This is a genomic window from Paenalcaligenes suwonensis (assembly GCF_011290505.1).
Classification (GTDB): Bacteria; Pseudomonadota; Gammaproteobacteria; order Burkholderiales; family Burkholderiaceae_B; genus Paenalcaligenes; species Paenalcaligenes suwonensis.
In genome coordinates this window covers 25,814-48,367 of sequence record NZ_JAANPV010000004.1, presented here as the reverse complement: position 1 = coordinate 48,367, position 22,554 = coordinate 25,814, and the positions used below count along the sequence as shown (strand labels likewise).

The following is a 22,554-nucleotide window of genomic DNA, read 5'->3' as shown; positions in this document are numbered from 1 at the left end:
ACAAAATGCTCCTGTTCTTATTGTGGTTGTGCAGCTAAAGAGCTGGCTATGTCGGCTTCTGTGGGGGCGGCAAGACCGTACTGTTCTAGTAGTTGTGCGTATTCACCGCTTTCGGTGGCGCGTAACAGGGCTTGTGTTAATGCCTCGGAAAGCTCGGGGTTTCGTTGATTCACACCTAGTGCAATCACAATGGTGTACAGCAGCTCGGGCGAGGTCACTGTCAGCTCGCCTTTCATGGTCTGTACCAACTGGTGGGCCACCGCAGAGTCTTCCATCATCACGTCGGCAGCACTAGAGCGTAGGGCCATCAAGGCTTCGGGCGAGGTAGGGAACTCCAGCACGGTAATGGCTGGTTTGCCTTCGGCTTTGCAGTAAGACTGCGAAACCCGTTCCAACTTAGGTGTCCACGAGGCTGCTTTGATGGTGCTAACTTTTAGTCCGCACAGCATTTCAGGGTTAGCAGGACGTTGGTCGTTTTTGCTTAAGGCAATTAATGATGAGCCGGTTTTGAGGTAAGGAACATAGCTAATTAGCTTGGCACGTTCGGGTGTCATGTAGAGCGCAGAAGCCACGACATCAAAGCGGTTAGCACGCAGCCCCACTACCAAGTCGGCAAAGCGTGTGTCCACAATATTGGCATCCAGATTCAGATGCTTGGCCATTAAACGGCTGAAGTCAGCATCAAAACCAGCGGGTACTTTGTCTTGGAAATAGGCGTAAGGCGGGTAAGTGAGATCTGAGGCAATGGTCAGCGTGCCAGCTTGTACGGTAGGAGGTGTTGATGCTAGTGCGATGGGACTGCAGGCGAGTAATGCACTGCAGCTTAGCCATGTTAAGGGGGATTGAATCGCTTTTTTAAGTGTGCGTAAGCTAGCAGAGAATGCGGGGAATCTCATGGTGTCTCCTTGGGGCTTGTGGGTGTGGATGCCACTAATAATTGTTGAACAATCCAATTATTGTTCAACAATGTTTTGTGCCGCAATAAGGGTTATTACGAAACAGGCAGGTACCGCCGCCTGCTTCAAGCAGCCCAGCAAGGAGAAGAAAGAATAGGGAAAACTTAGAGTGTGTCGCCTACCCAGCGGGCTGGCCATGTGCCGCTGTTGACCATGTCGTAGATAACTTCCAGCACTAAGGTTTCCACCGCAGCAATGGCGTTAGAGCCGGGGCGGGTGAGGCTGGTGGCACAGACCACACGTCGGGATAAGCGGTTGTTGTCTATGTGTGCACAGTGCAGAGAACCGTTGGCGATTTCTTCCAGCAAGCACACTTGGGGCAAAATGGTGCTGCCTAAACCGGCTTGGGTGGCGCGCTTTACGCTGCCTAGAGATTCGATTTCGGCCACGATATCTAGGCTGAGCTTTTGGGCGGCGCAGGCATCGTCAATAATGCGGCGTAAGCCATGCTCTTGGCCGGGTAATACCAACGGCAATTTGCTGATATCTGCCAAGCTTAGGTGATCCGCTAGTGACTGTGTGGTGCTGCTCACAAACACCAAGCTGTCATCTAGCAAGGGGCGTTTATTGAGGCCAGGCTCGGGGTCGGCTCCAAAGAGTAAGGCTATATCTAAGCGACCAGAATGCAGCCATTCTTGTATGAAGCCGCTATAGGCCTCGACTATTTTCAAGCGTATATTGGGATATTGTTTTCGGCAGGCGCTGAGTATAGGAAGCGTAGTGCTAAGCGCAATGCTGGTGGGTAAGCCTATGGATACTTCACCGCTGGGGCTGTTGCTGGTGGCACGTACGGCTTGTTTGGCGCGTTCGGCGTCGGCCAGTACCACACGTGCATGTTCTAGAAATATGCGGCCCGCTTCGGTTTGTATCATCCCTCTGTTAGAGCGCTCGAACAGTTTGACGCCTAGCTCATGCTCTAAGGCAGAAATTTGTTGACCTAATGCAGGTTGTGCAATGTGTAGGCGAGCCGAGGCGCGCAACAAACTACCGGTTTCACATACACCGATGAAATAGCGTAATTGACGTAGTTCCATAGCCGCTTTAGGTATACAAAATAGATATAGCAAATAGATTTAATAACTATTTTACAGATATTTAGACGCTACCTACAATCAGATCAACCTAGTACTAAAACGAATGCGAAAAGGGTGGGCGATGGCAGCAGTGGATATGGCACATTTGCGAGAATGGATAGGGCGTACCGAGACAGCGCAAGATACAGTGACGTCTGCGCCGCTAAAGGCGTTGACCGCAACATTGGACCGAGACGACCCCGATGTGGCGATGTTGGATGTGCCACCGTGTTGGCATTGGCTGTACTTTTTACCGGTACACCAGCAGTCAGAAATAGGGGTGGATGGGCATGCTAAGCGCGGTGGATTCTTGCCGCCAGTGCCGCTGCCTCGCCGCATGTGGGCGGGTAGTCAGCTAGAGTTTCTAGCGCCATTGCGTGAGGGGCAACGCCTAAAACGGGTATCGACTATTGCCGATCTGAACGTAAAACAAGGGCGTAGTGGGACATTGGTGTTTGTGAAGGTAAAGCATGAAATTTATGCGGATGACACCCTAGCTATCGTGGATTATCACGACATTGTGTACCGCGATATGCCTGCTGCGGATGCGCCAGTGCCTGCGCCGGTACCTGCTCCGGAAGGGGCGCAATGGCAACGCCGTATTACCCCCGATCCAGTACTGCTATTTCGTTATTCGGCATTGACCTTTAATGGTCACCGTATTCACTACGACCGCAGTTATGTCACCCAGGAAGAGGGCTATCCAGGCTTGATTGTTCATGGTCCCTTAATCGCCACGCTGTTGTTGGATTTATTGCGTCGCGAATTGCCCGATGCACGCGTACGCCGTTTTTCGTTTAAGGCGGTTAGCCCCATTTTTGATATCAACACCTTCACCGTGTGTGGGCGACACGATAACGATCATCAGGTCTCGCTATGGGCCTGCACAGAAACCGGCCATTTGGCGATGCAAGCCCATGTGGAACTGTACTAAAACGGAGAACAACGATGTACATGGAACAAGACGAGTTTGAAGAAATACGTGATGGTGTGCGCCAGTTGTGCAAACAGTTTTCGGATGAGTATTTTCGTGAAATTGATGCCAAAGAAGCGTATCCAGAGCGTTTCGTAGACGCCTTAATCGAAGCGGGCTGGTTAGCGGCAATGATCCCCGAAGAATACGGCGGTACAGGCTTAGGGCTGACCGCAGCGTCGGTCATCATGGAAGAGATCAATCGTTGCGGTGGGAATGCAGGTGCCGTGCATGGTCAGATGTACAACATGGGTACCTTGTTACGCAGTGGCAGTACAGCACAAAAAGAAAAATACCTGCCTCAAATCGCTGCAGGAAAACTGCGCATACAGTCTATGGCGGTGACGGAGCCTACTACGGGTACCGATACCACCAAGATCAAAACTACCGCTGTCAAAAAAGATGGACGCTGGGTAGTGAATGGGCAAAAAGTGTGGATATCACGCGTGCAGCATTCTGACTTGATGATCTTGTTGGCACGTACGACGCCGCTGAGTGAGGTGCGCAAGAAGTCAGAAGGTATGTCCATTTTTATGGTGGATTTACGCGATGCTATTGGTAATGGGCTAGATGTACGGCCTATACCTAACTTGGTCAACCACGAAACCAATGAACTGTTTTTCGATAACCTAGAAATTCCGGAAGAAAATCTTATTGGTGAAGAGGGCAAGGGCTTCAAGTACATTTTGGAAGGCTTGAATGCCGAGCGCACGTTGATTGCGGCCGAGTGTATTGGTGATGGCTATTGGTTTATTGATAGGGCATGTAGCTATGCTAACGAACGCGTAGTGTTTGACCGGCCTATAGGCCAGAACCAAGGTGTGCAGTTTCCTATTGCCGATGCTTTTATAGAAATTGAAGCGGCGAATTTGATGCGTTTTGATGCGGCACGCCGTTTCGATGCCCGCCAAGCGTGCGGGGCACAAGCCAATATGGCGAAGTATTTAGCGGCCAAAGCCAGTTGGGAAGCGGCCAACGTGTGTTTGCAAACTTATGGTGGTTTTGGTTTTGCCAAAGAGTACGACATAGAGCGTAAATTCCGTGAAACCCGCCTGTATCAAGTGGCGCCTATTTCTACTAACTTGATTTACTCCTACGTGGCTGAGCATGTATTGGGCTTGCCCCGTTCTTTCTAAGTAGAGGGTGAAATGTCGCGTCCTTTGGATGGGGTGACGGTGGTCACGTTAGAGCATGCAATAGCTGCTCCGTTTTGTACTCGGCAGTTAGCGGACTTGGGTGCTCGCGTCATTAAAGTGGAACGCCCCGGTAGTGGCGATTTTGCGCGAGCCTACGATGAACGGGTGGATGGCATGGCTTCGCATTTCGTGTGGGCGAACCGTTCTAAGGAAAGCCTAACCTTGGATGTGAAGCACCCAGCAGCGCAAGAGGTGCTTGAGCAACTGTTAGCCGAAGCCGATGTGTTGGTGCAGAACTTAGCGCCCGGGGCGGCAGCGCGGCTGGGCTTGTCATTCGAGGCATTGCACAACCGTTTTCCTAAGCTGATTGTGTGCAATATTTCAGGCTATGGTGACGATGGCCCGTATCGCGACAAGAAAGCCTATGACTTGTTGATTCAAAGTGAGTCGGGCTTTTTGTCGGTAACGGGAACGCCTGAACATCCCTCTAAAGCGGGGTGTTCCATAGCTGATATTGCGGCGGGTATGTATGCCTACACTAATATTTTGGCGGCACTCTTGCAACGGGGTAAAACTGGCAAGGGCAGTAATATCGATGTGTCCATGCTGGAAAGTATGGTGGAGTGGATGGGTTATCCGCTGTATTACGCCTTTGATGGCGCAACGCCACCGGCACGTACGGCGGCAGCGCATGCCACTATCTACCCTTATGGGCCTTTTATTGCCGGTGATGGCAATACTGTCATGTTAGGGCTGCAAAACGAACGTGAGTGGAACGTGTTTTGCGAGCAAGTCATGGAGCAACCCACCTTAGCCACAGATGCGCGTTTCGCCTCTAACTCTAAACGTTCAGATAACCGTGATGCTTTGCAGGCGTTAATCTTGGAACGTTTTGCGAGTTTGACGGCCGATCAGGTAGTAGAGCGCTTAGAAAAAGCGCAGATTGCTAACGCGCGGGTGAACACCATGAACGATGTATGGCAGCATCCACAACTGCAAGCCCGACAGCGCTGGTCATCGGTGATGAGCCCAGTGGGCGAGCTACCTGCTTTACTACCGCCAGGGCGTAGTAATGCTTACTCACCACGTATGGATGCCGTGCCAGGTTTAGGTGAGCATGTGGAGTCTATTTTGCTTGAGTTAGGTAAAACGCCAGAGCAAATAGCCGCTTTACGTGCAGCGGGTGCGGTATAACATGGCGATATCACGTATTTTTTGTAAGGCAGAATAAAGCATGAGCAGTAGTCAAACACGCATTGCGCAAGCACGTACATTTTTGTTTGTACCGGGTAATAGGCCTGACCGTTTTGTGAAGGCGTTGCAAACCGGTGCTGATGCAGTGGTGTTTGACCTAGAAGATGCCGTGGGCAGTGCCGACAAAGAGCAGGCCAGAGCCGAGATTGCAGCAGCATGGTCTGCGCTGCAAGCGCATGGCGTGCCGTTGGTGGTGCGTTGTAACAGTGCTGGCTCTGACCTAGGTAAACAAGATATTGCATGGGCTAAACAGCTAACGGGCGACTGGGCGTTGCTGGTGCCTAAGGCAGAGTCTGTGCAGGCCCTAGAGCAGGTGCACGCAGCGTTACCGCACGTGCCCCTGATTCCTCTAATAGAGTCGGCGCAGGGGTATGCCGCTGTGCGTGAGCTGGCGGCAGTTCACGGGGTATGTCGCTTGGCGCTAGGGCATTTAGACTTCATGGCTGACACCGGTTTGCAGTGTTCAGAAGACGAACCAGAGCTTGCGCCGTTGCGGTTTGAAATAGCCATGGCTACGCGATTGGGCGGCTTGGCTCCGGCAATTGATGGCGTGACTACGGCGTTGCAAGATGGTGAGCGATTGCGCAGCGATGTACAGCGTGCCTTGCGTTTTGGGTTTGGTGGCAAGTTGTGCATTCATCCCCGCCAAGTGGAGGGGGTGCATCAAGCCATGCAGCCTTCCGAGCAAGAGCTGGATTGGGCTCGACGTGTGGTAGCCGCTGATGAGTCGTCTGGTGGGTCGGCCGTTCAGGTGGATGGAAAAATGGTAGACCAGCCCGTGGTGCAACATGCCAGACGTTTTTTGGCTCGTGCCCGGTAACGGTAGTGGGCTGAGTAGGTGCGGCCACCGACTTTATTTTCAAAATCAAGGGTTAACCATAATAAAAATAAAGGTGCAACCCAAATACTCTGTAGGGTTGTGTTAGATAGTGCTTTGCGTGGCCGGGATCTTGCGTGATCACCGAGCGGCAGAGTGCCTACGGAAGAATACGAGTAAGGATAAAAAATATGCAGCTGATTGATGCAGATGTCTCTAATGCTTTGTTGGGCTTTGACAAACTGGTACCGGCGCTACGCCACGCTTTTCAAGCAAATATCACCGTACCATTACGACACACCCACACCATAGAGTGCGATGATCGCAAAGGTATTACCTTGATTATGCCGGCTTGGGATAACAAGAAATACCTCGGTTTGAAAACAGTGAATATCTTCTCTGCTAATCACGAGCTGGATTTACCAGGGCTGCACTCTACGTATTTGTTGTACGACGGTCGTACCGGTAAGCCTTTGGCGCATGTGGATGGTGATGCGGTGACATCACGTCGAACCGCTGCTGCATCGGCGTTGGCGGGTGGGTATTTGGCGAAGAAGGATGCCAGCAGTTTGTTTGTGCTGGGTACCGGTCGCGTAGCCAGCTTTTTACCAGATGCTTACAGCGTAGTGCGCCCCATTAAAGACGTGTATGTGTGGAATAGACGTCCAGAAGGGGCTGAACGCTTGGTACAAGAGCTAAACGAAAAAGGCTATAACGCTCATGTGGTTAGCACCGTAGAAGAAGGCGTGGCACAGGCCGATATCATTAGTTGTGCCACCTTGTCAGAAGCGCCTTTGGTGCATGGCGAATGGTTAAAACCAGGTCAACATTTGGATTTGATTGGCAGTTTCGCACCGCACATGATTGAAACCGATGCACAGTGTTTTGCTCGTGCGGCGGTCTTTGTGGATACCGACGAAGCGGCTAAGAAGGCGGGCGACTTGTTGCAAGCCATTGAAGCGGGCACATTAACCGTAGAGGCTATTCAAGCCACGCTGTTTGATCTGTGTAAAGGTGAGCATGCAGGCCGTACTAGTGACGACCAAATCACCGTGTTTAAGTCGGTAGGTAATGCCCTGGAAGATCTGACTGCCGCTATTTTGGTGTACGAAGGTAGCCAACAAACCGCGTAGGCAGCGCTTTGCAGGAAATGGGGAGCTAAGCCACCGAGCTTGCCTCCCCTGAACGTAGCACCAATGGCAGGAGCGCTTTCATGGCGATGCAGTTCGATTTTGTGGACCTACGTTTGTTTAGTTATGTGGCCGAAGAGGGGAGCCTGACACGTGCGGCAGCGCGTGTGTTTATTTCCTTGCCTGCGGCGAGTATGCGCATTAAAAACTTAGAGCAGTCCATAGGCGTGCCCTTGCTAAATCGTGGTGCTCAAGGCATTACATTACGCCCTGCAGGTGAAACCTTTTTAGCGCATGCGAGGCAGGTGCTGCATCAGGTAGAGTTACTGCGCTCCGACTTACAAGACTATGCAGAAGGCATCAAAGGTAGCGTTAGTGTGCAAGCCAACACTACCGCCATGACAGAGTTTCTGCCGCATGTGTTAAGCCAATATTTGGCAGCATGGCACGATATCAATGTGGATTTACGCGAGCGCCCTAGCGATGAGATTGTGCGTGCTGTACTGTCTGGCGCCACCGATATAGGCTTAGTGGCGGGTTCAGTGAATACCGAAGGTTTACAAGTGCTGCCGTATCGCCATGATCGTTTGGTGTTGGTGGTGGCGCAATCGCATCCTTTGGCGGCTTTCGATAGCATTGCGTTTGAGGAAACCATAGAAAGCCCGTATATCGTGCTGCATGAAGGCACGGCTATACATTCTTTTTTAAAACGCATTACTGACACCATGGGGCGCACGTTGCAAACCCGTATTCAGGTGGGTAGCTTTGAGGCAGCTTGCAGAATGGTGGCTGCCAATGCGGGGATTTCGCTGGTGCCTGAATCCGTCGCAAAGCGCCATGCCGATGTGTTGCCTATACACATTGTGGGCTTGAGTAATGAGTGGGCAATACGCGATTTACTGATTTGCGTACGCGACATGGAATCCTTGCCGTCCTTTACCTATGAGCTTATTCAACTGTTATTGGCCGATGCCAAAACAGTACCAGTGCCTACTGATATACCGTCGGCACTGGTGTAGTAGGCTATAGCAGTTGCACCTGATTGAGTTCAGGTAAGCGCCAGACTATATCAATGAGCTTATTGGCTAAGGCGGTATTAGCCTCTGTGGTGCTTGCCGGGTTGCCGTACTGAATTAAGCGGTGCACCTTATCTTCCAGTTCTGCACGCGTGAGCGTATTACCGGGATCGCCTTTAGGGTCGTCGACTCGGGCGTGTAAGGTGCGGCCATCGTGGGTGGTTACGCTGACTTTGCCTATCCATTTACGCGGGTAAGCGCCATCAATTTCGGGGTCGTACATCATCTGCACGCGGTCGCGGAAGTCTGCCACAGCAGGGTTTTGTAGGGCTTGCTCATCAAAGGTGGTGAGGTCTGCTTTACCAAACACCGCAATTAATCCCAGCACTGTACCCATGGAAAACTTAGATTGGTGCACAGTTTGTGGACGAGTAACTGCACCTAGCACATCAATGGCGCCTTGGTGTACCTGGGTGATCACACTGGCAATGTCACTGGCGCGTAGGCCGTGCTCTGTCATGAGCAGTTGCAAGGCATCAGCAGAAGGGTGGGTGTGACGGCACGAAGCATGAAACTTAAACGAGGTTTCGCTTAATGCCCAGCGGGTACCTAAACCATCGACTAAACGGGTAGGGTCTGAATCGCTAGACATCCCTGCTGCCATCCCTTTTTTTCCTTCCAGTATGTGGGTGGCACCAGTGAAACCAGCTTGAGCAAGGTACGCAGACCACAAACCACTGCTGGCAGCGTGGGCAGTATGCAACTGCTTGGAGTCGGCAGCATCACGCAAAAATTCCCACAGCCCAGCCGCTTGTGTGCCAGCTGAACCAAAGGCGTGCAACATTTGCTCGCCATCTAAATGCAGCAAATTTCCGGCAGTAGCGGCCGCGGCTAAGGTGCCTACTGTGGCCGTGGTGTGGAAAATTTGATAGTGCGAGCGCCCTAAAAATTCGCCTACTCGTATGCCTACTTCGTAGCCCGCGACGGCAGCAGTTAGTAAATCTTTACCGGATTTTTTCAGGTCTTGGGTGACGGCAAGCGCAGGGGGGAATACCACCGCAGCCGGATGCAGTACCGAGCTGTTGTGCAGGTCGTCTTGTTCTACCACATGCGCGGCAGCAGCATTAATCATGGCCGCAAAAAAGGGCGAGCTATGCGTAGAAGACACCAATATTTCTGACGGTCCATGATCGGGCCGCATGTGTTTGGATACCGTCTCTATGGTTTGTACAGGGCGTGTAGAAGCACCTGCCAAGATAGAGGCTAAGGTATCCAGAAATAGCGCTTGGGTGCGTTCAATCACCTCAGAAGGTATGTCTTCAAAGCGCAAATTGGCCGCAAAATCGGCTAATTGTCGCGAATAATGCAAAGTCGTCATAGTGATGGCATACAGCAAAATGAGGCCGTCTGCGGGGGCAGACGGCAGATGCCGTTAACTGTGCCGCACCTAGCGAGCTTTGGCTATTGCTGTTTAATGAAGCTGGGCTTTAGTACTGCCAAAGCGGCAAATTAGGGGCGTGGTAGCAGGCGTAAACAGGTGTCGGCCAGTTCGCGAGCATAGCTGTCTTGGTCTTGCTCGGGGGCGGCAATCAGGGCATCGGTTGCACCATGCACACCTGAGTACAGTAGCAGTGCCACCATAGAGGGATTAGGGCAGTACCACGCTTTGTGCTGCTCACCTTGCTTAAGAATGTGCTCTAGCTGCATCAAGATGGCATTTTTTTCGGCGTTGTCACGCTCGTGATGGTGGTGGCCCCCATACACCATGTCATGCGTTCTAAAGCTTTGCGCATAGGTACGTACACTGGTTTCAATCCATACCCGTAAACGGGTAGGCCAGTCGTTAACCGCACAGGCCTCTACTGCGCGTTCCAGTTCCTCTAAGTATTGCTGCGTATAGCGAGTAGCCAGCGCTGCTAGCATGTCGTTTTTAGAGGCAAAGTAATGGTAGAAGGTGCCTTTGGCCACATTCGCCACACGTGTAATGTCGGCAATAGTGGTGGCTTCAAACCCTTTTTCTAGAAAGAGGGTTTCGGCAGCGCTCATCAGCTCGTCCAGGCGCACTTCAGCGGGTTTGGTGCGTGGTGATGCAGAAGGCGCAGAGGGAGGCTGTGAGGTAGACATGCGGCAATCTTATCAAAACAAAAAGGGTGTATTTCCGGCAGTGTAAAACAAGACTAGAACAAAGTCTTTCTCATTCATATTTTAATTGACCGACGGTCAGTCGAATTGCTAGTATAAATGCTAATGACTTTAGGAAAAGCTGATTTATGCAAGCATCTAAACGTAGAGCCGCGGTTTTGGCGGCGTATCTGGGCACCTTTCTTGCTACACTGGATATCAGCATCGTCAATGTGGCGCTGCCATCCATGCAAACGGCGTTGCAAACCGATATAGCGGGGATGCAGTGGGTGGTGAATATGTATGCCATTGGGCTCTCGGCCATCATGTTATCGGCGGGGTCGGTGGCCGATAGGTTGGGGCATAAGCGTTGCTGGTTGATGGGGGGGATCGTGTTCACCGCCGCATCGTGGCTATGTGGGATAGCGCCTAGCTTGTCGTGGTTGTTGTGGGGACGTGCTCTACAAGGGTTGTCGGCAGCGTTTTTGATTATTGGTGCCTTGCCTATTTTGACGCATTTGTATTCCGACCCTGCTGAGCGTGCCCATTGCATAGGTGGGTGGTCGGCTTTCACTGCATTGGCATTGATTTTGGGCCCATTGTTGGGCGGTGTGTTGCTAGAACAGTGGGGGTGGCAAAGTATTTTCCTGATCAACTTACCGCTGGGGGTGTGTGCGATTGGGCTAGGCAGTTGGGCTATTCCCGAGCGTCGCTACGAAGCGCAAGCGGCTAAAGACCCAGTGGGCCAAGTGCTGAGTTTGATCACGTTGGGTGCGTTAGCATACGGCACTATAGCCGCAGGGCAAGAAGGCATAACGGGCACTACTCCCTTGTGGTGCTGGGCGATTGCACTGGTGTGTGGGGCGGTGTTTATACAGGTAGAGCGCAAGGTTCAGCACCCATTAATACCGTTAACGCTATTTAAGAAACCTGTTTTTGTGGTCGCGAATATTGCCTCGTTTTTCTTAGGTTTTTCGTACTACAGCAGTTTGTTCTTCTTCTCGCTGTATTTCCAACAAGTGCAAGATTGGTCGCCTGCTGAGGCGGGGTGGCGCATGATGCCGTTGTTTATGGCCAATGGTTGTGTGTCGCTGTGCTTTGGGCGTTTTAGCGCGAAGGCTAGCGTACCTACATTGATGATGACAGGCTATGTGTTGATTGCAGTAGCCATGATGGCGATGTGGTGGTGTTCGGTGGATACACCGTACTGGATGATGGGGTCGCTACTGTTGGTGATGGGGGTAGGGGCTGGGTTGTCGGTACCAGGTACCAGCTTAACCATCATGGGTATGGCACCAGCAGAATTAACGGGCTCAGTGTCGGGCACCATGAATGCCTTACGCCAAGCCGGTATGACCATGGGTATTGCCTTGTTAGGCGTACTCTTAAGTGCAGGGGCGATCGCTGAATTAACACAGCGTTTAGGGGCCGACGGTGTTGAGCAGGCAGCGCACGTGGCACAGCAAGCGGTGTTGTATCACGAGGGGCTACATGATGTACCCACGTTAGCAGTGAATTATGCGTTTTCTATGGCCAGTGGTTTTCAAGTGGCTATGTTGGTGGCGGGTTTGCTGAGTGCGTTCAGTGCACTGTTGCTGTGGATAAGCCGTCGTAGAGAACGCTACGTTGCCATACAAACGGTAGAGGCCTAAACAGTGTTGCTCAGGTGTAACGATAGGAATGCGGCTGTGGGGGCTTGATGTCGTAACAGGAGTAGATTTGTTAAGGTGATTCTTTAGCTTTACTCTTTCTTTATACGTATTAGGCGGCGCAATGACTACTCCTCTTTTACCCACTTATGATGATGTTCAAGCCGCCGCAAAGCGTTTAGAAGGGGTTGCGCACCACACACCAGTCATGACGTCCCGAACGCTTAATGAGCTATGGGGTGCCGAGGTCTTTTTTAAGTGTGAAAACTTGCAGCGTATGGGGGCGTTCAAGTTTAGAGGGGCATTTAACGCCTTGTCTAAATTTAGCCCCGAGCAACGTAAAGCCGGTGTGGTGACCTTTTCGTCAGGTAATCATGCACAAGCTATTGCGCTATCTGCCCGTATTTTAGATATTCCCGCCACCATCATCATGCCGCACGATGCGCCAGAAGCTAAGGCTAACGCGACAGAAGGCTATGGTGGTAAGGTGATTCGGTATGACCGTTACTCAGAGGATCGCGAGCAAATTGGGCGCGACTTGGTAGAGCGTTATGGCTACACCATGATTCCGCCTTTTGATCATCCCGATGTCATCACAGGTCAAGGCACAGCGGCTAAAGAGCTCTTCGAAGAAGTGGGCGAGCTAGATGCCTTGTTCTCGCCATTGGGCGGTGGGGGCTTGTTATCGGGCACGGCACTGTCTACTCGCGCGTTATCGCCTAACTGTGCGCTGTATGGGGTGGAACCCGAAGCCGGTAATGATGGGCAGCAGTCGTTTGAACAAGGCAAGATCGTACACATTCCTACCCCTAAAACCATTGCCGATGGAGCGCAAACGCAAGCCTTGGGGCAACTTACCTTTGCCATTATCCAGCGCGATGTGAATGCTATTTTGACCGCTACAGACGCACAACTCGTCGAGTGCATGCGTTTTATGGCGCAACGCATGAAACTGGTGGTAGAGCCCACAGGGTGCTTAGGTTTTGCGGCAGCAAGCCACATGAAAGAGCAACTACGCGGCAAGCGCGTGGGTATTGTGCTGAGTGGTGGTAACGTGGATATCCCTCATTTTTGTCGTTTGTTAGGTCAATAAGTCGCTTACTTTGCTTGCCTGAGGACGACTCAAATGAGCGCTACGTGGTTGCCGTTGGTGTTGGTGGTATCGGCTGCGCTGATTCATGCAACCTGGAATTTGTTGGCAAAACGTGCGGCTGATGCAGGCCCCACGTTTGTGTTTGTATTTACCTTTGTTGCCATGGTGGTGTATTTGCCGTGGACACTATGGTTGTTGTTCCACGGTGAAAGTTTTTGGGGCTGGCAAGCGTTGCTGTGTATTGCGCTCAGTGGCTTCCTGCACCTGATCTATAACCTCTGCTTGCAGCGTGGTTATCAAGTGGCCGATTTCTCAGTGGTCTATCCAGTTGCGCGTGGTAGTGCGCCATTGATGTCGTCCATGGGGGCCTTCCTGTTACTGGGTGAACAGCCTTCGTTGTACGGTGTGCTGGGTTTGATTGCGGTAGTGGTGGGGATTGCGTTGATTTCCACACAAGGTAATCTGGCTAGCTTTAAAGAGCCGGGAGCATACCGAGGGGTGCAGTGGGGCGGTCTAACCGGGATGATTATTGCCAGCTACACCCTGGTAGATGCGTTTGGGGTGAAGGCGCTGCTCATACACCCCGTGGTGCTGGATTGGTTTTCAAACTCCGCACGATTGCTGTTTATGGCTCCATGGCAGTGGAGTGCGCGCCATAAGGTGCGGGAACGTATGCGCGGCAAGTGGGCCTTGGCGATAGCAGTGGGGATGCTGTCCCCCTTATCGTACATTTTGGTGCTGCTGGCGTTGCAAATGGGCGCAGAGGTAAGCTTCGTTGCCCCTGCTCGTGAAATGTCCATGATGGTGGGGGCATTGCTAGGTATGGTGGTACTACGAGAGGCCGTAGGCATTTGGCGTTTAGTGGGCTGTGGTGTGCTGATCGTAGGGGTATTACTGCTGAGCAGCTACAACTGATGCAGCACAAACTCTACACGTTGTTGCACGCTGGTTTTGGGTAGCAGGTGTATGTCATAGCCTAGCTGTGCATACACCTGTAATAAATGCTGGTACTCCTCTTCCGCAGCTTTTAGGCTGTGCTGACGTTCGTCGTTTTCTTCATAAATCTCGGGCCAGGGCGGGGTCAAAAATACGCACGGGTCGTAGTAGTGTTCGGCCTGTGATGTCATCAGCGCAGTCTGTTCAGGGTGTAGCCTAGCGTGGGCCGCTAGCGCATCAAGTAGTCCTCTATCAAAAAAGATCACCTGCTCTGGCATGTCAGTCACGGCGGCCAGATCAGCCGTGGCTAACGCGATGGTGTGCTCAATAAAGAGATCCATATCGCGCCACGGTAGGGCGAGGCTGTCCTCGCGTTGCGCTTGTTGTACAACGCGTAAGCCGGGTTCGGGTACTACGGGATAGCCTTGTTGTTGTAAGGCCTTTAATAAGGTGGATTTGCCACCACCGGAACAACCGGAAATCACAATGCGTCGCTGCATGAGTGCTCCAAGATAAAGGGTAAAAGGTAAATAGCGATAGCCCTACGGTGCACGGCTCGGAGCCATGGTGCAGGCGTGCGTAGGCGCATAGGCCTAGAGGGCTATACATGAATACTGTGGGGGGAATTGCCTGAATGGCGAAGATATAAAGCTGGGCACGCAGTGTGGTGCACGGTTTTAGCATAGCGAATAAATGCCTACACTCATAATAGCTATTAATTATATTGAAATTAATAAATTGGCTTTGATGGTTATATTGCTAGCGGTGGATACTAGCTCTACGTTGAATGTTGTTACTTTCTTAAAGTTGTAGGCTCATGTTGAATTCCCAGTATTTCCCTTTGCATTACGCACAAGCGCATAAAGCGGCTTCGTTTGTTTCTCCTCGCGCATTGACGACCGTGGCACGATCACTGGCCGTTGCTGGGGTGTTAAGCATGCCTATGCTGGCGCAAGCAGCTGTTGAGCGTGTGGAAATACTGTCTCGCACGCCTTTTGTGACCCAACAGGCAGACAATAAATACGAGCGCATTGAGGGGCGTTTGCACTACGCGGTAGACCCCAACGCTGCCGCCAACGCGCCTATTGTGGATGTAAAGCTTGCGCCACGTAATGCCCAAGGTTTGGTGGAGTTTAGCGGTGATTTCACGCTTATCCGCCCCGTAGACGGCAAGGCTAATAATGGCAAACTACTATATGAAGTGAATAACCGTGGTAACTATTGGTTGTTTAACTTGTTCCAAAATGGTGTGTTCAGCAACGATTTAAACAGTGCCGAGGCACAAGGCGACAACTGGTTGCTAGATCAAGGCTATAGCTTGTTATGGACAGGCTGGAACTGGGATGTGGTAGAGGGTGGCCAGCGCCAGCAGCTCACACTACCTGTAGCACGTGAAGCCAATGGTGATGCTATTCAGGGTGTGGTGGTGAATGAAATTGTAGTGAATGCGCCTACCAATGCCTCATCGCACTTGGGTATTTTGGCACGCGGCTACCCCTTTGCTCCTGGTGCTCAAGAAAGTGCCGAGCTGACTGTGCGTGATACGCCAGAAGGTGAGCGCGTGGTGATCTCCCGCGATGCTTGGCAATTAGCCAAGGTAGAAGACGGTAAAGTGATCCCCGACGATACCAGTGTGTACTTGTCCACAGGCTTTGAACCCGGCCGCATTTATGAATTGCGCTATACCGCAGAAAACCCTGTGGTCACGGGTTTGGGTTTGGCGGCGGTACGTGATGCGCTGTCGTTCTTCCGTTACGAAGAGCAGGACAAAGCAGGGCAGCGTAATCCATTGCTGGACCAACAGGGTACGTTACCCGAACATGTGCTGGCCTTTGGTATTTCGCAATCAGGGCGTGTACTGCAAACCATGTTGTTAGACGGTTTACATGTGGATGAACAACAGCGTCCTACTTTTGATGGCGGTTTCTTGCATGTAGCGGGTGGCGGCAAAGGCAGCTTTAACCACCGTTTTGCACAAACAACACGTCACTTTAGCCCGCATGAGGAATCCATTTACCCTACCGATTATTTCCCATTCGCCACCGTCACTCAGCGTGATGAGGTATTGGGTAAAGAAGCTAGCGTGTTGGATAACGCTAAAAAAGTAGGGGTAGTGCCTAAACTGGTATATACCGCCAGTTCTACTGATTATTGGGCACGCGCGGCCTCCTTGCTGCATACCGATACTGAAGGCAAAACCGATTTACCGTTAGACGATCACGCTAGAGCCTACTTGCTTAGTGGTGCTCAGCACGTGATTGCGACGCCACCCGAGCGTGGCATTTACGAAAACTGCTTGTTGCCTACCGATTACCGCCCACAATTGCGTGCATTATTGGTAGCGTTGGATCAGTGGGTGGTGGAAGATAAAGCGCCTCCTGCCTCACGAATTCCTAGCATCGAAAATGGCACTTTGGTGTCGTTAGCAGATTATAAGGTGGCATTGACCGACGTAGAGGATGATTTGCGTAAACCTGCGCGCTACTTGCAGCCACCGCGTTTGCAGTTGGGTGAGCGTTTTGACGCTGAAGGTATTTCAGACGTACAACCCCCTGTTTTTGGCAAAGCCTACAACACCTTGGTGCCTCAAGTGAATGCGGACGGCAACGAGTTAGCCGGTTTGATCGCGCCACAAGTGGCGGTGCCTGTGGGGGCGTATTTGGGTTGGAACTTACGTAATGCGAATGCGGGTGCACCCGATGCTCTAGCGCGTTTGTATGGGTCGTTTATTCCATGGTCTGCCGAGCAGGTGGCGCAGCACTATCCATCACGTGATGCCTATGTGCAGCAAGTGGAACAAGTTGCTCGTCAGCAAGTGCAAGAGCGCGTGCTACTAGAGCAGGATGTAGAGGCTGTGGTTGCTAAGGCGGCGGGGTTGTATGACAGGGTAGTGGCTAAACCCGTTACTGACCAGCAATGCAGTTATCAACAGGCAGCGAAGTCGTAAGCGAATAAAAGAGCGCTGCAGTCTCTCGCAGAGGCGTTATATACTACCAGCGATGTGGTGGGGGTATAGATTGCCTCAACCAGCAAGGAGACATCTTAAAGCCGACCTCTGGCCATGCCCGCAGGTCGGCTCATACATTGGTTTACAGTGACATATGACTCAGCCTCTCTCTGGTACAGCCAAAGCGACGGGAACCGCTGCTTTTTCCAAGTTCATCCACTTATTGCAGTTGGTTGCTGATAGCACCGAGCCCTTAACCATTCCGCAATTGGCGCAGTTAAGTGGGTATCCACGCTCTACGGTGTACCGTAGCGTGGGTGGGTTGGTGGCCGAAGGGTTATTGGTAGAGACGCTCAATGGTGAGGCTTACCAGTTAGGTCCACGCTTGATTCAACTGGCTAGCCGTAGCTGGGACCGATCCGAACTACGTTTGGTATCGGTACAGGCCTTGCAAGCGTTGCGCGACATTACTAACGAAACTGTGCACTTGGCCGTGCCCAGTGGCGACAGGATGGTGTACATAGAAAAACTGGAAAGCACGAGCGCCGTGCGCATGGCGTCTTACATAGGTTCTAGCGTGTCTATGCATTCCTCGTCAGTGGGTAAAGCCTATTTGGCGGCGTTGGGTGAGGCAGAACGCCAAGACATCATTGGCAGTTTGTCTTATGCCCGTTATACCGACAACACCGTGTTAACAGCAGAACAACTCAGCGCACAAGTACGCCAAGTGCAGCAGCGTGGTTGGTCTGTGGATGACGAAGAAAATGAAGAGGGCATTTATTGCTTTGGTGCGGTGATCTTGGGGGCAAGACAGCAGCCGGTGGCAGCCATTAGTGTGAGCACGCTGCGGTTTCGCCAAGCCGAGGATCCCATAAAAGCGTATGTAGAGCCGTTGTTAGAGACGTGCAAGAAAATATCCCAACGTATTGTGCAAAGCCCAGCGCTCGTCGATAGCACGCATATTTGGTAGTGCTGTAGGGCATCACCGTGTAGTTTCCCTTCTCTACTTTCCCTAGTATATACCCTGCAAAAACACTTCAAGTTTCAACATTTTAGGGTTATCCCTAATAGTTGATAGGGAGAGCTAGTCAATAAAATTCTATCCACTATATGGACTGATTGCCCACAATATGGACAGAGTTATGACTACAGATACAAAAGAGTTCGGTGAACTGACACCTTACCAATACCCCAACCCTAAAGAAGCCTCCCCAGAAATCGTGGTTCCTCATGCGATTCCTGAGGACGAGCGCGTGTGGGTGCCACAAGCTGAAAACGTTTGGTTCCGTCCACTCTGTTTGAACGCCAGCCAGGGCTACTGGACTAACTTGTTGCGCGTGCGTAAATCCGGCGTGTTAAGCCGTCATCGCCACCCACAAGCTGTACACGGCCTTGTGTTGAAAGGTCGCTGGCGCTACCTGGAACACGATTGGGAAGCGACAGAAGGCAGCTACGTGTACGAGCCACCCGGTGAAACACACACACTGTACGTGCCTGAAGACGTGGAAGAAATGATCACTTACTTCACCGTGAACGGTTTGATGTACTACACCGACCCATGGGGTAAAGGCGTAGGTTTTGAAGACGTGTTCACCAAAATCGATATGTGCCGCAAGCACTATACCGAAGTAGGTTTGGGTGAAGACTTTGTAGATCAATTTATCCGTTGATTATGCAAAGCTCCGTTCAATACGATTTTAGCGGCCAGGTTGCCATCGTTACCGGTGGCCGTGCCGGCATAGGCAAGGCCATCGCTGACAAGTTGGCCAGCGATGGCGCCACGGTTTCCATTTGGGATTTGGAAGCTGATGAGTCCTTGCCATTGCACTATCGCGTTGATATCAGTAATGCAGACGCGTTGCAGCAAGCCGCTGCACGTCTGCATGCTGATGCAGGACGCATCGATATGCTGATCAACAATGCAGGGTTTGCAGGCCCAACCACAACCTTGTGGGAATACCCTGCTGACATCTGGCAAAAGATTATCGATATCAATTTGGTAGGGGTGTTTAACACCTGTAGGGCGGTGGTGCCATACATGCTGCAACAGCAGTCTGGTCGCATCGTCAATATCGCGTCATTGGCTGGTAAGGAAGGTACGCCTAATGCGTCCGCTTACAGTGCAGCCAAAGCGGGTGTACTAGCGATGACTAAATCGTTGGGCAAAGAGCTGGCAACCAGCAATGTGCTGGTGAATGCGATTGCACCCGCTGCCGTCAATACCACGCTATTGGCACAAATGTCTGCCGAGCACGTGCAAACCATGATCGACAAAAGCCCCATGAAACGTTTGGGAACCGTAGATGAAGTCGCTGAAATGACCGCTTGGCTATGTTCTGCTGCGTGTTCATTTAATACCGGTGCGATTTTCGATTTGTCTGGTGGTCGGGCTACCTACTAAGCCTGCGCTTAATTTTCCAATAAACAATAACCAACGTATGCGAGACACAAGTATGCTCAAGCACAAAATTCTAGCTGCCTTCTCTTTAACTGTTTTGGGTGGCTTGGCTGCAAGCCCTGCTTTGGCAGCGTACCCAGAGCGTCCTATTCAAATGATTGTGCCTTGGGCCGCCGGTGGCGGTACCGATACCGTGGCGCGCTTGATTGCCGCAGGGTTGGAACGTGAGTTGGGTAAACCCATCAACGTGATTAACCGTCCTGGTGCAGGTGGCGTGATTGGTCACACCGCAATCAGTAACGCAAAGTCTGACGGTTACACCATTGGTTTGGCCACTGCTGAACTGGTGACTTACCGCTGGATGAAAACATCGCCATTGGCATTTAGCGATGTAAAACCCATTTCCCAAATGAACTTTGATGCAGCCGCGTTTAGCGTGAATGCAGATAGCGAATGGGACAACATCGACGCTGCTTTTGAGGCCATCCGTGCTGAACAAGCCGGTAAATACAAACTGTCTGGTATTCCAGCAGGTGCTGCTTACCACTTGGCTTTAGCGCAAGCATTGAAATTGGCTGATATCGATCCTAAGAAAGTGACTGTAGTGCCTAGCCAAGGCGCAGCACCCGGTTTCCAAGAGTTGGCTGCTGGTGGTGTACAGATTGTGGCTTCCGCTTTGCCAGAAGGTAAAACCATGCGTGATGCCGGTTTGGTGAAAACCTTGGCTGTGATGTCCGATGAGCGTTTGCCTTCTTTTGCGGATATCCCAACCATGGGTGAAGCCACAGGTCGTCCATTGGCGGCAGGTACATGGCGTGGTCTGGTAGGCCCTAAAGGCATGCCAGATGAAGCTATTGAAGTGATTGCTGCTGCGGCAGAAAAAGTAGCGCAATCGCCAGAATTCTTGGAAGCCATGAACCGTGCAGGTTTTGGTGTGAAGTGGAGCAATCCAGAAGAGTTTGGCGTATTTATGCAGCAATCTGACGAAGTTAGCGGCCAGTTGATCGCTGATCTTGAGTTGGTACAGCAGTAATTCTAGGAAGTAGCATGCGAATCAATGATGCATTAACTGGACTGATTTTGGCGGTAGGCAGTATTTGTCTGCTTATCTATGCACAGACATTGCCCAAATTATCAGGACTGCCTTATGGACTTGGCACTTTTCCATCAGTGATCGCATGCGGTCTGCTGCTGGGTAGTGTGGGGCTAATGTATTCAGGCCTGCGTCAATACCTAGCGAATAAAGGGCAGGCCAAAAAGGTACGCCAGCCATGGCTGGCTGCCTTTGTGTATGCCATGAGTGTGCCAGCGGCCATTGTGGCGTACATGGTGTTTGAATCTTGGTTGGGCTTCGCACCACTGTGTTTTGTGATTGTGTTCTCCATGATTGGATGGCTAACACAACGTTGGATTATGGCGGCGCTCGTGGCCCTCAGCACAACGCTGGTGATGTGGCTAGTGTTTGCCGAAGTCTTGCAGGTTCCTTTGCCAACCATGCCGTTCTGATATCACTACAAAGGAATAATCGTGTCTGCATTTCTTGAAGCCTTAGATCAGGTATTCAGCCTGCACGTCTTTTTGACGATCGTAGGTTCGGCCATTTTCGGTTTGTTCATGGGGGCTATCCCCGGTTTAACCGCAACCATGGCTACGGCATTGTTGGTGCCTGTCACATTTTTTATGGGCCCTATTCAAGCGATTGCTGCCATTGTGTCGGCAACGGTGATGACCCTATTTGCGGGGGATATTCCTTCCGCGCTATTACGTATTCCCGGTACTCCAGCGTCGGCCGCTTACACCAATGATGCGTACTTGATGGGGCAAAAAGGTAGGCCCGGTCAGGTGCTGGGCGTGATGCTGTTGTGTTCCTCTATTGGGGGCATTCTGGCCATTATGGTGATTTCGCAATTCGCGCCGTCTCTGGCTCGCGTATCGCTGAACTTCACCAGTTATGAGTACTTTTGGTTAGCGTTGCTGGGCTTGTCCAGTGCGGTGTTAGTGTCGCAAGGGCAACCGTTGAAAGGCTGTATCTCCTTAGGTTTGGGCTTGTTGCTATCCACCGTAGGAATTGATGCGGTAGTAGGTATGCCACGCCTGACTTTTGACAGCATTGAGCTCAGCGCGGGTATCTCGGTCTTGCCCACCATGATTGGTATTTTTGCGGTGACTGAGTTGCTGCGTAAATTGCCAAGTATGCGTTTTGCACAAGAAGCACCTAAGCCGTTGAAGACCGATCAGGTGTTTAAAGGTACCGGTAAGCTGCTGTACAAGTACAAAGGCCAAGCGGCTGGTGGCACTGCGGTGGGCACTATCGTGGGTATTTTGCCCGGTGCTGGTGCAGATATCGCTGCGTGGGTGGCTTACGCGATTTCCAAACGCTTTTCTAAAACACCCGAAAAATTCGGTACGGGTCACCCTGAAGGCTTGATCGCTGCAGCGTCGGCAAACAATACCTCGCTAACTGGTACCTATGTGCCTGCACTGGTGTTTGGTATTCCTGGCGATACCGTTACCGCGATTGTGATCGGCGTGTTGCTGATGAAGGGGATCACCCCCGGGCCTATGGTGTTCATCACCGAAGCGCCATTGGTGTACTCCGTTTACATCACCTTTATTGTTGCCAGCTTGCTGATGATTCCATTGGGTTGGTTGGCGATTCGTAGCGCAGGTCGCGTGTTGTCAGTGCCTAGCAGCATTCTGTACCCCATTATTTTGATGTTCTGTATTGTGGGCGCGTACTCGGCAAACAACTCTATTTTTGACGTAGGCATCATGCTGGTGATGGGGTTGGTGGCGTACTTCTTGGAAGAAAACGACTTTCCCACTGCACCGCTGATTTTGGCATTGATCTTAGGCCCGCTGATTGAGGAAAACTTGATGAAGTCCTTGATCAAGGCTGAAGGTGATCTGTCCATGTTCTATGACCGTCCCTTGGCCATGTGGCTGGGCGGGATCACGTTGTTGATCTGGTTCTTCCTGATCTTTGGTGGCGTTTTGCGTAAGTTGATCTTCAAAAAGCCAGCCGCGTCAGACGTTACCGCTCACTAAACGACTT

21 protein-coding genes are annotated in these 22,554 nt (G+C 51.6%); 16 read left to right on the top strand and 5 right to left on the bottom strand.

Going from position 1 to position 22,554, the window contains the following annotated elements; all coding sequences use genetic code 11:
• Positions 1-17: 17 nt before the first annotated feature.
• Together GY634_RS07300 and GY634_RS07295 are read right to left on the bottom strand one after the other, a co-directional pair.
• Positions 18-896: an ABC transporter substrate-binding protein gene (locus GY634_RS07300; RefSeq protein ID WP_166407898.1), complete on the bottom strand. Its 879-nt coding sequence runs from the start codon at positions 894-896 to the stop codon at positions 18-20.
• 164 nt (positions 897-1,060) lie between these two features.
• Positions 1,061-1,990, bottom strand: coding sequence for a LysR family transcriptional regulator (locus tag GY634_RS07295; protein WP_166407897.1), 930 nt, complete (start codon positions 1,988-1,990; stop codon positions 1,061-1,063).
• 103 nt (positions 1,991-2,093) lie between these two features.
• Between GY634_RS07295 and GY634_RS07290 the strand changes: the two genes are divergently transcribed.
• From GY634_RS07290 to GY634_RS07265, 6 genes are all read left to right on the top strand, one after another.
• Positions 2,094-2,963: an HTD2 family dehydratase gene (locus GY634_RS07290; RefSeq protein ID WP_242683637.1), complete on the top strand. Its 870-nt coding sequence runs from the start codon at positions 2,094-2,096 to the stop codon at positions 2,961-2,963.
• A gap of 14 nt (positions 2,964-2,977) precedes the next feature.
• Complete coding sequence (locus GY634_RS07285; protein ID WP_166407896.1) at positions 2,978-4,138, top strand: acyl-CoA dehydrogenase family protein; 1,161 nt, start codon at positions 2,978-2,980, stop codon at positions 4,136-4,138.
• 12 nt (positions 4,139-4,150) lie between these two features.
• A complete protein-coding gene (locus GY634_RS07280) occupies positions 4,151-5,332 on the top strand; it encodes a CaiB/BaiF CoA transferase family protein (RefSeq protein ID WP_166407895.1) in 1,182 nt (393 codons plus the stop codon).
• 40 nt (positions 5,333-5,372) lie between these two features.
• On the top strand, positions 5,373-6,212 hold the full coding sequence (locus GY634_RS07275) for an HpcH/HpaI aldolase/citrate lyase family protein (RefSeq protein ID WP_166407894.1): 840 nt from the start codon (positions 5,373-5,375) through the stop codon (positions 6,210-6,212).
• A 188-nt stretch (positions 6,213-6,400) separates the two neighbouring features.
• Positions 6,401-7,342 carry a bifunctional Delta(1)-pyrroline-2-carboxylate/Delta(1)-piperideine-2-carboxylate reductase gene (gene lhpI, locus GY634_RS07270; protein ID WP_166407893.1) on the top strand — a complete coding sequence of 314 codons (942 nt, stop codon included), beginning with the start codon at positions 6,401-6,403 and terminating at the stop codon, positions 7,340-7,342.
• A gap of 80 nt (positions 7,343-7,422) precedes the next feature.
• Positions 7,423-8,358, top strand: coding sequence for a LysR family transcriptional regulator (locus GY634_RS07265; RefSeq protein WP_166407892.1), 936 nt, complete (start codon positions 7,423-7,425; stop codon positions 8,356-8,358).
• A gap of 4 nt (positions 8,359-8,362) precedes the next feature.
• On the opposite strand, the gene GY634_RS07260 is transcribed toward GY634_RS07265, so the two are convergent.
• Together GY634_RS07260 and GY634_RS07255 are read right to left on the bottom strand one after the other, a co-directional pair.
• On the bottom strand, positions 8,363-9,733 hold the full coding sequence (locus tag GY634_RS07260; RefSeq protein ID WP_166407891.1) for an MmgE/PrpD family protein: 1,371 nt from the start codon (positions 9,731-9,733) through the stop codon (positions 8,363-8,365).
• 131 nt (positions 9,734-9,864) lie between these two features.
• On the bottom strand, positions 9,865-10,479 hold the full coding sequence (locus GY634_RS07255) for a TetR/AcrR family transcriptional regulator (RefSeq protein WP_166407890.1): 615 nt from the start codon (positions 10,477-10,479) through the stop codon (positions 9,865-9,867).
• A 146-nt stretch (positions 10,480-10,625) separates the two neighbouring features.
• Between GY634_RS07255 and GY634_RS07250 the strand changes: the two genes are divergently transcribed.
• The 3 genes from GY634_RS07250 (at position 10,626) to GY634_RS07240 (ending at position 14,133) form a co-directional block, all read left to right on the top strand.
• Positions 10,626-12,128, top strand: a complete 1,503-nt coding sequence (locus tag GY634_RS07250) for an MFS transporter (protein WP_166407889.1) — start codon at positions 10,626-10,628, stop codon at positions 12,126-12,128.
• 121 nt (positions 12,129-12,249) lie between these two features.
• Complete coding sequence (locus GY634_RS07245; protein ID WP_166407888.1) at positions 12,250-13,218, top strand: threo-3-hydroxy-L-aspartate ammonia-lyase; 969 nt, start codon at positions 12,250-12,252, stop codon at positions 13,216-13,218.
• Between the two features lie 33 nt (positions 13,219-13,251).
• Positions 13,252-14,133 (top strand): DMT family transporter, encoded by an 882-nt coding sequence (locus GY634_RS07240; RefSeq protein WP_166407887.1) that lies wholly within the window; start codon positions 13,252-13,254, stop codon positions 14,131-14,133.
• On the opposite strand, the gene GY634_RS07235 is transcribed toward GY634_RS07240, so the two are convergent.
• Entirely contained in the window at positions 14,124-14,654 is a 531-nt protein-coding gene (locus GY634_RS07235) for an AAA family ATPase (RefSeq protein WP_166407886.1), read from the bottom strand. The two genes, GY634_RS07240 and GY634_RS07235, sit on opposite strands and share 10 nt — an antisense overlap.
• Positions 14,655-14,971: 317 nt before the next feature.
• Between GY634_RS07235 and GY634_RS07230 the strand changes: the two genes are divergently transcribed.
• From GY634_RS07230 to GY634_RS07200, 7 genes are all read left to right on the top strand, one after another.
• Positions 14,972-17,101 (top strand): alpha/beta hydrolase domain-containing protein, encoded by a 2,130-nt coding sequence (locus GY634_RS07230; RefSeq protein ID WP_166407885.1) that lies wholly within the window; start codon positions 14,972-14,974, stop codon positions 17,099-17,101.
• Positions 17,102-17,255: 154 nt separating this feature from the next.
• Positions 17,256-18,071, top strand: coding sequence for an IclR family transcriptional regulator (locus tag GY634_RS07225; protein ID WP_166407884.1), 816 nt, complete (start codon positions 17,256-17,258; stop codon positions 18,069-18,071).
• A 172-nt stretch (positions 18,072-18,243) separates the two neighbouring features.
• A complete protein-coding gene (locus GY634_RS07220; protein ID WP_166407883.1) occupies positions 18,244-18,771 on the top strand; it encodes a 2,4'-dihydroxyacetophenone dioxygenase family protein in 528 nt (175 codons plus the stop codon).
• Positions 18,771-19,502 carry an SDR family NAD(P)-dependent oxidoreductase gene (locus tag GY634_RS07215; protein WP_423227293.1) on the top strand — a complete coding sequence of 244 codons (732 nt, stop codon included), beginning with the start codon at positions 18,771-18,773 and terminating at the stop codon, positions 19,500-19,502. The genes GY634_RS07220 and GY634_RS07215 overlap by 1 nt, the downstream gene beginning before the upstream one ends.
• 52 nt (positions 19,503-19,554) lie before the next feature.
• A complete protein-coding gene (locus tag GY634_RS07210; protein ID WP_166407881.1) occupies positions 19,555-20,532 on the top strand; it encodes a tripartite tricarboxylate transporter substrate binding protein in 978 nt (325 codons plus the stop codon).
• Positions 20,533-20,546: 14 nt separating this feature from the next.
• Positions 20,547-21,005, top strand: a complete 459-nt coding sequence (locus GY634_RS07205; RefSeq protein WP_166407880.1) for a tripartite tricarboxylate transporter TctB family protein — start codon at positions 20,547-20,549, stop codon at positions 21,003-21,005.
• Between the two features lie 21 nt (positions 21,006-21,026).
• Positions 21,027-22,547: a tripartite tricarboxylate transporter permease gene (locus GY634_RS07200; RefSeq protein WP_242683636.1), complete on the top strand. Its 1,521-nt coding sequence runs from the start codon at positions 21,027-21,029 to the stop codon at positions 22,545-22,547.
• The last annotated feature ends 7 nt before the right edge of the window (positions 22,548-22,554 follow it).

Excerpts from the sequence above, each read along its gene's own strand:
- GY634_RS07205 (WP_166407880.1), top strand. The coding sequence starts at position 20,547 with ATGCGAATCAATGATGCATTAACTGGACTGATTTTGGCGGTAGGCAGT.
- GY634_RS07295 (WP_166407897.1), bottom strand. The coding sequence starts at position 1,990 with ATGGAACTACGTCAATTACGCTATTTCATCGGTGTATGTGAAACCGGT.
- GY634_RS07240 (WP_166407887.1), top strand. The coding sequence starts at position 13,252 with ATGAGCGCTACGTGGTTGCCGTTGGTGTTGGTGGTATCGGCTGCGCTG.
- GY634_RS07230 (WP_166407885.1), top strand. The coding sequence starts at position 14,972 with ATGTTGAATTCCCAGTATTTCCCTTTGCATTACGCACAAGCGCATAAA.
- GY634_RS07290 (WP_242683637.1), top strand. The coding sequence starts at position 2,094 with ATGCGAAAAGGGTGGGCGATGGCAGCAGTGGATATGGCACATTTGCGA.
- GY634_RS07285 (WP_166407896.1), top strand. The coding sequence starts at position 2,978 with ATGTACATGGAACAAGACGAGTTTGAAGAAATACGTGATGGTGTGCGC.
- GY634_RS07250 (WP_166407889.1), top strand. The coding sequence starts at position 10,626 with ATGCAAGCATCTAAACGTAGAGCCGCGGTTTTGGCGGCGTATCTGGGC.
- GY634_RS07275 (WP_166407894.1), top strand. The coding sequence starts at position 5,373 with ATGAGCAGTAGTCAAACACGCATTGCGCAAGCACGTACATTTTTGTTT.
- GY634_RS07255 (WP_166407890.1), bottom strand. The coding sequence starts at position 10,479 with ATGTCTACCTCACAGCCTCCCTCTGCGCCTTCTGCATCACCACGCACC.
- lhpI (WP_166407893.1), top strand. The coding sequence starts at position 6,401 with ATGCAGCTGATTGATGCAGATGTCTCTAATGCTTTGTTGGGCTTTGAC.
- GY634_RS07280 (WP_166407895.1), top strand. The coding sequence starts at position 4,151 with ATGTCGCGTCCTTTGGATGGGGTGACGGTGGTCACGTTAGAGCATGCA.
- GY634_RS07300 (WP_166407898.1), bottom strand. The coding sequence starts at position 896 with ATGAGATTCCCCGCATTCTCTGCTAGCTTACGCACACTTAAAAAAGCG.
- GY634_RS07265 (WP_166407892.1), top strand. The coding sequence starts at position 7,423 with ATGGCGATGCAGTTCGATTTTGTGGACCTACGTTTGTTTAGTTATGTG.
- GY634_RS07235 (WP_166407886.1), bottom strand. The coding sequence starts at position 14,654 with ATGCAGCGACGCATTGTGATTTCCGGTTGTTCCGGTGGTGGCAAATCC.
- GY634_RS07245 (WP_166407888.1), top strand. The coding sequence starts at position 12,250 with ATGACTACTCCTCTTTTACCCACTTATGATGATGTTCAAGCCGCCGCA.
- GY634_RS07210 (WP_166407881.1), top strand. The coding sequence starts at position 19,555 with ATGCTCAAGCACAAAATTCTAGCTGCCTTCTCTTTAACTGTTTTGGGT.
- GY634_RS07220 (WP_166407883.1), top strand. The coding sequence starts at position 18,244 with ATGACTACAGATACAAAAGAGTTCGGTGAACTGACACCTTACCAATAC.
- GY634_RS07260 (WP_166407891.1), bottom strand. The coding sequence starts at position 9,733 with ATGACGACTTTGCATTATTCGCGACAATTAGCCGATTTTGCGGCCAAT.
- GY634_RS07225 (WP_166407884.1), top strand. The coding sequence starts at position 17,256 with ATGACTCAGCCTCTCTCTGGTACAGCCAAAGCGACGGGAACCGCTGCT.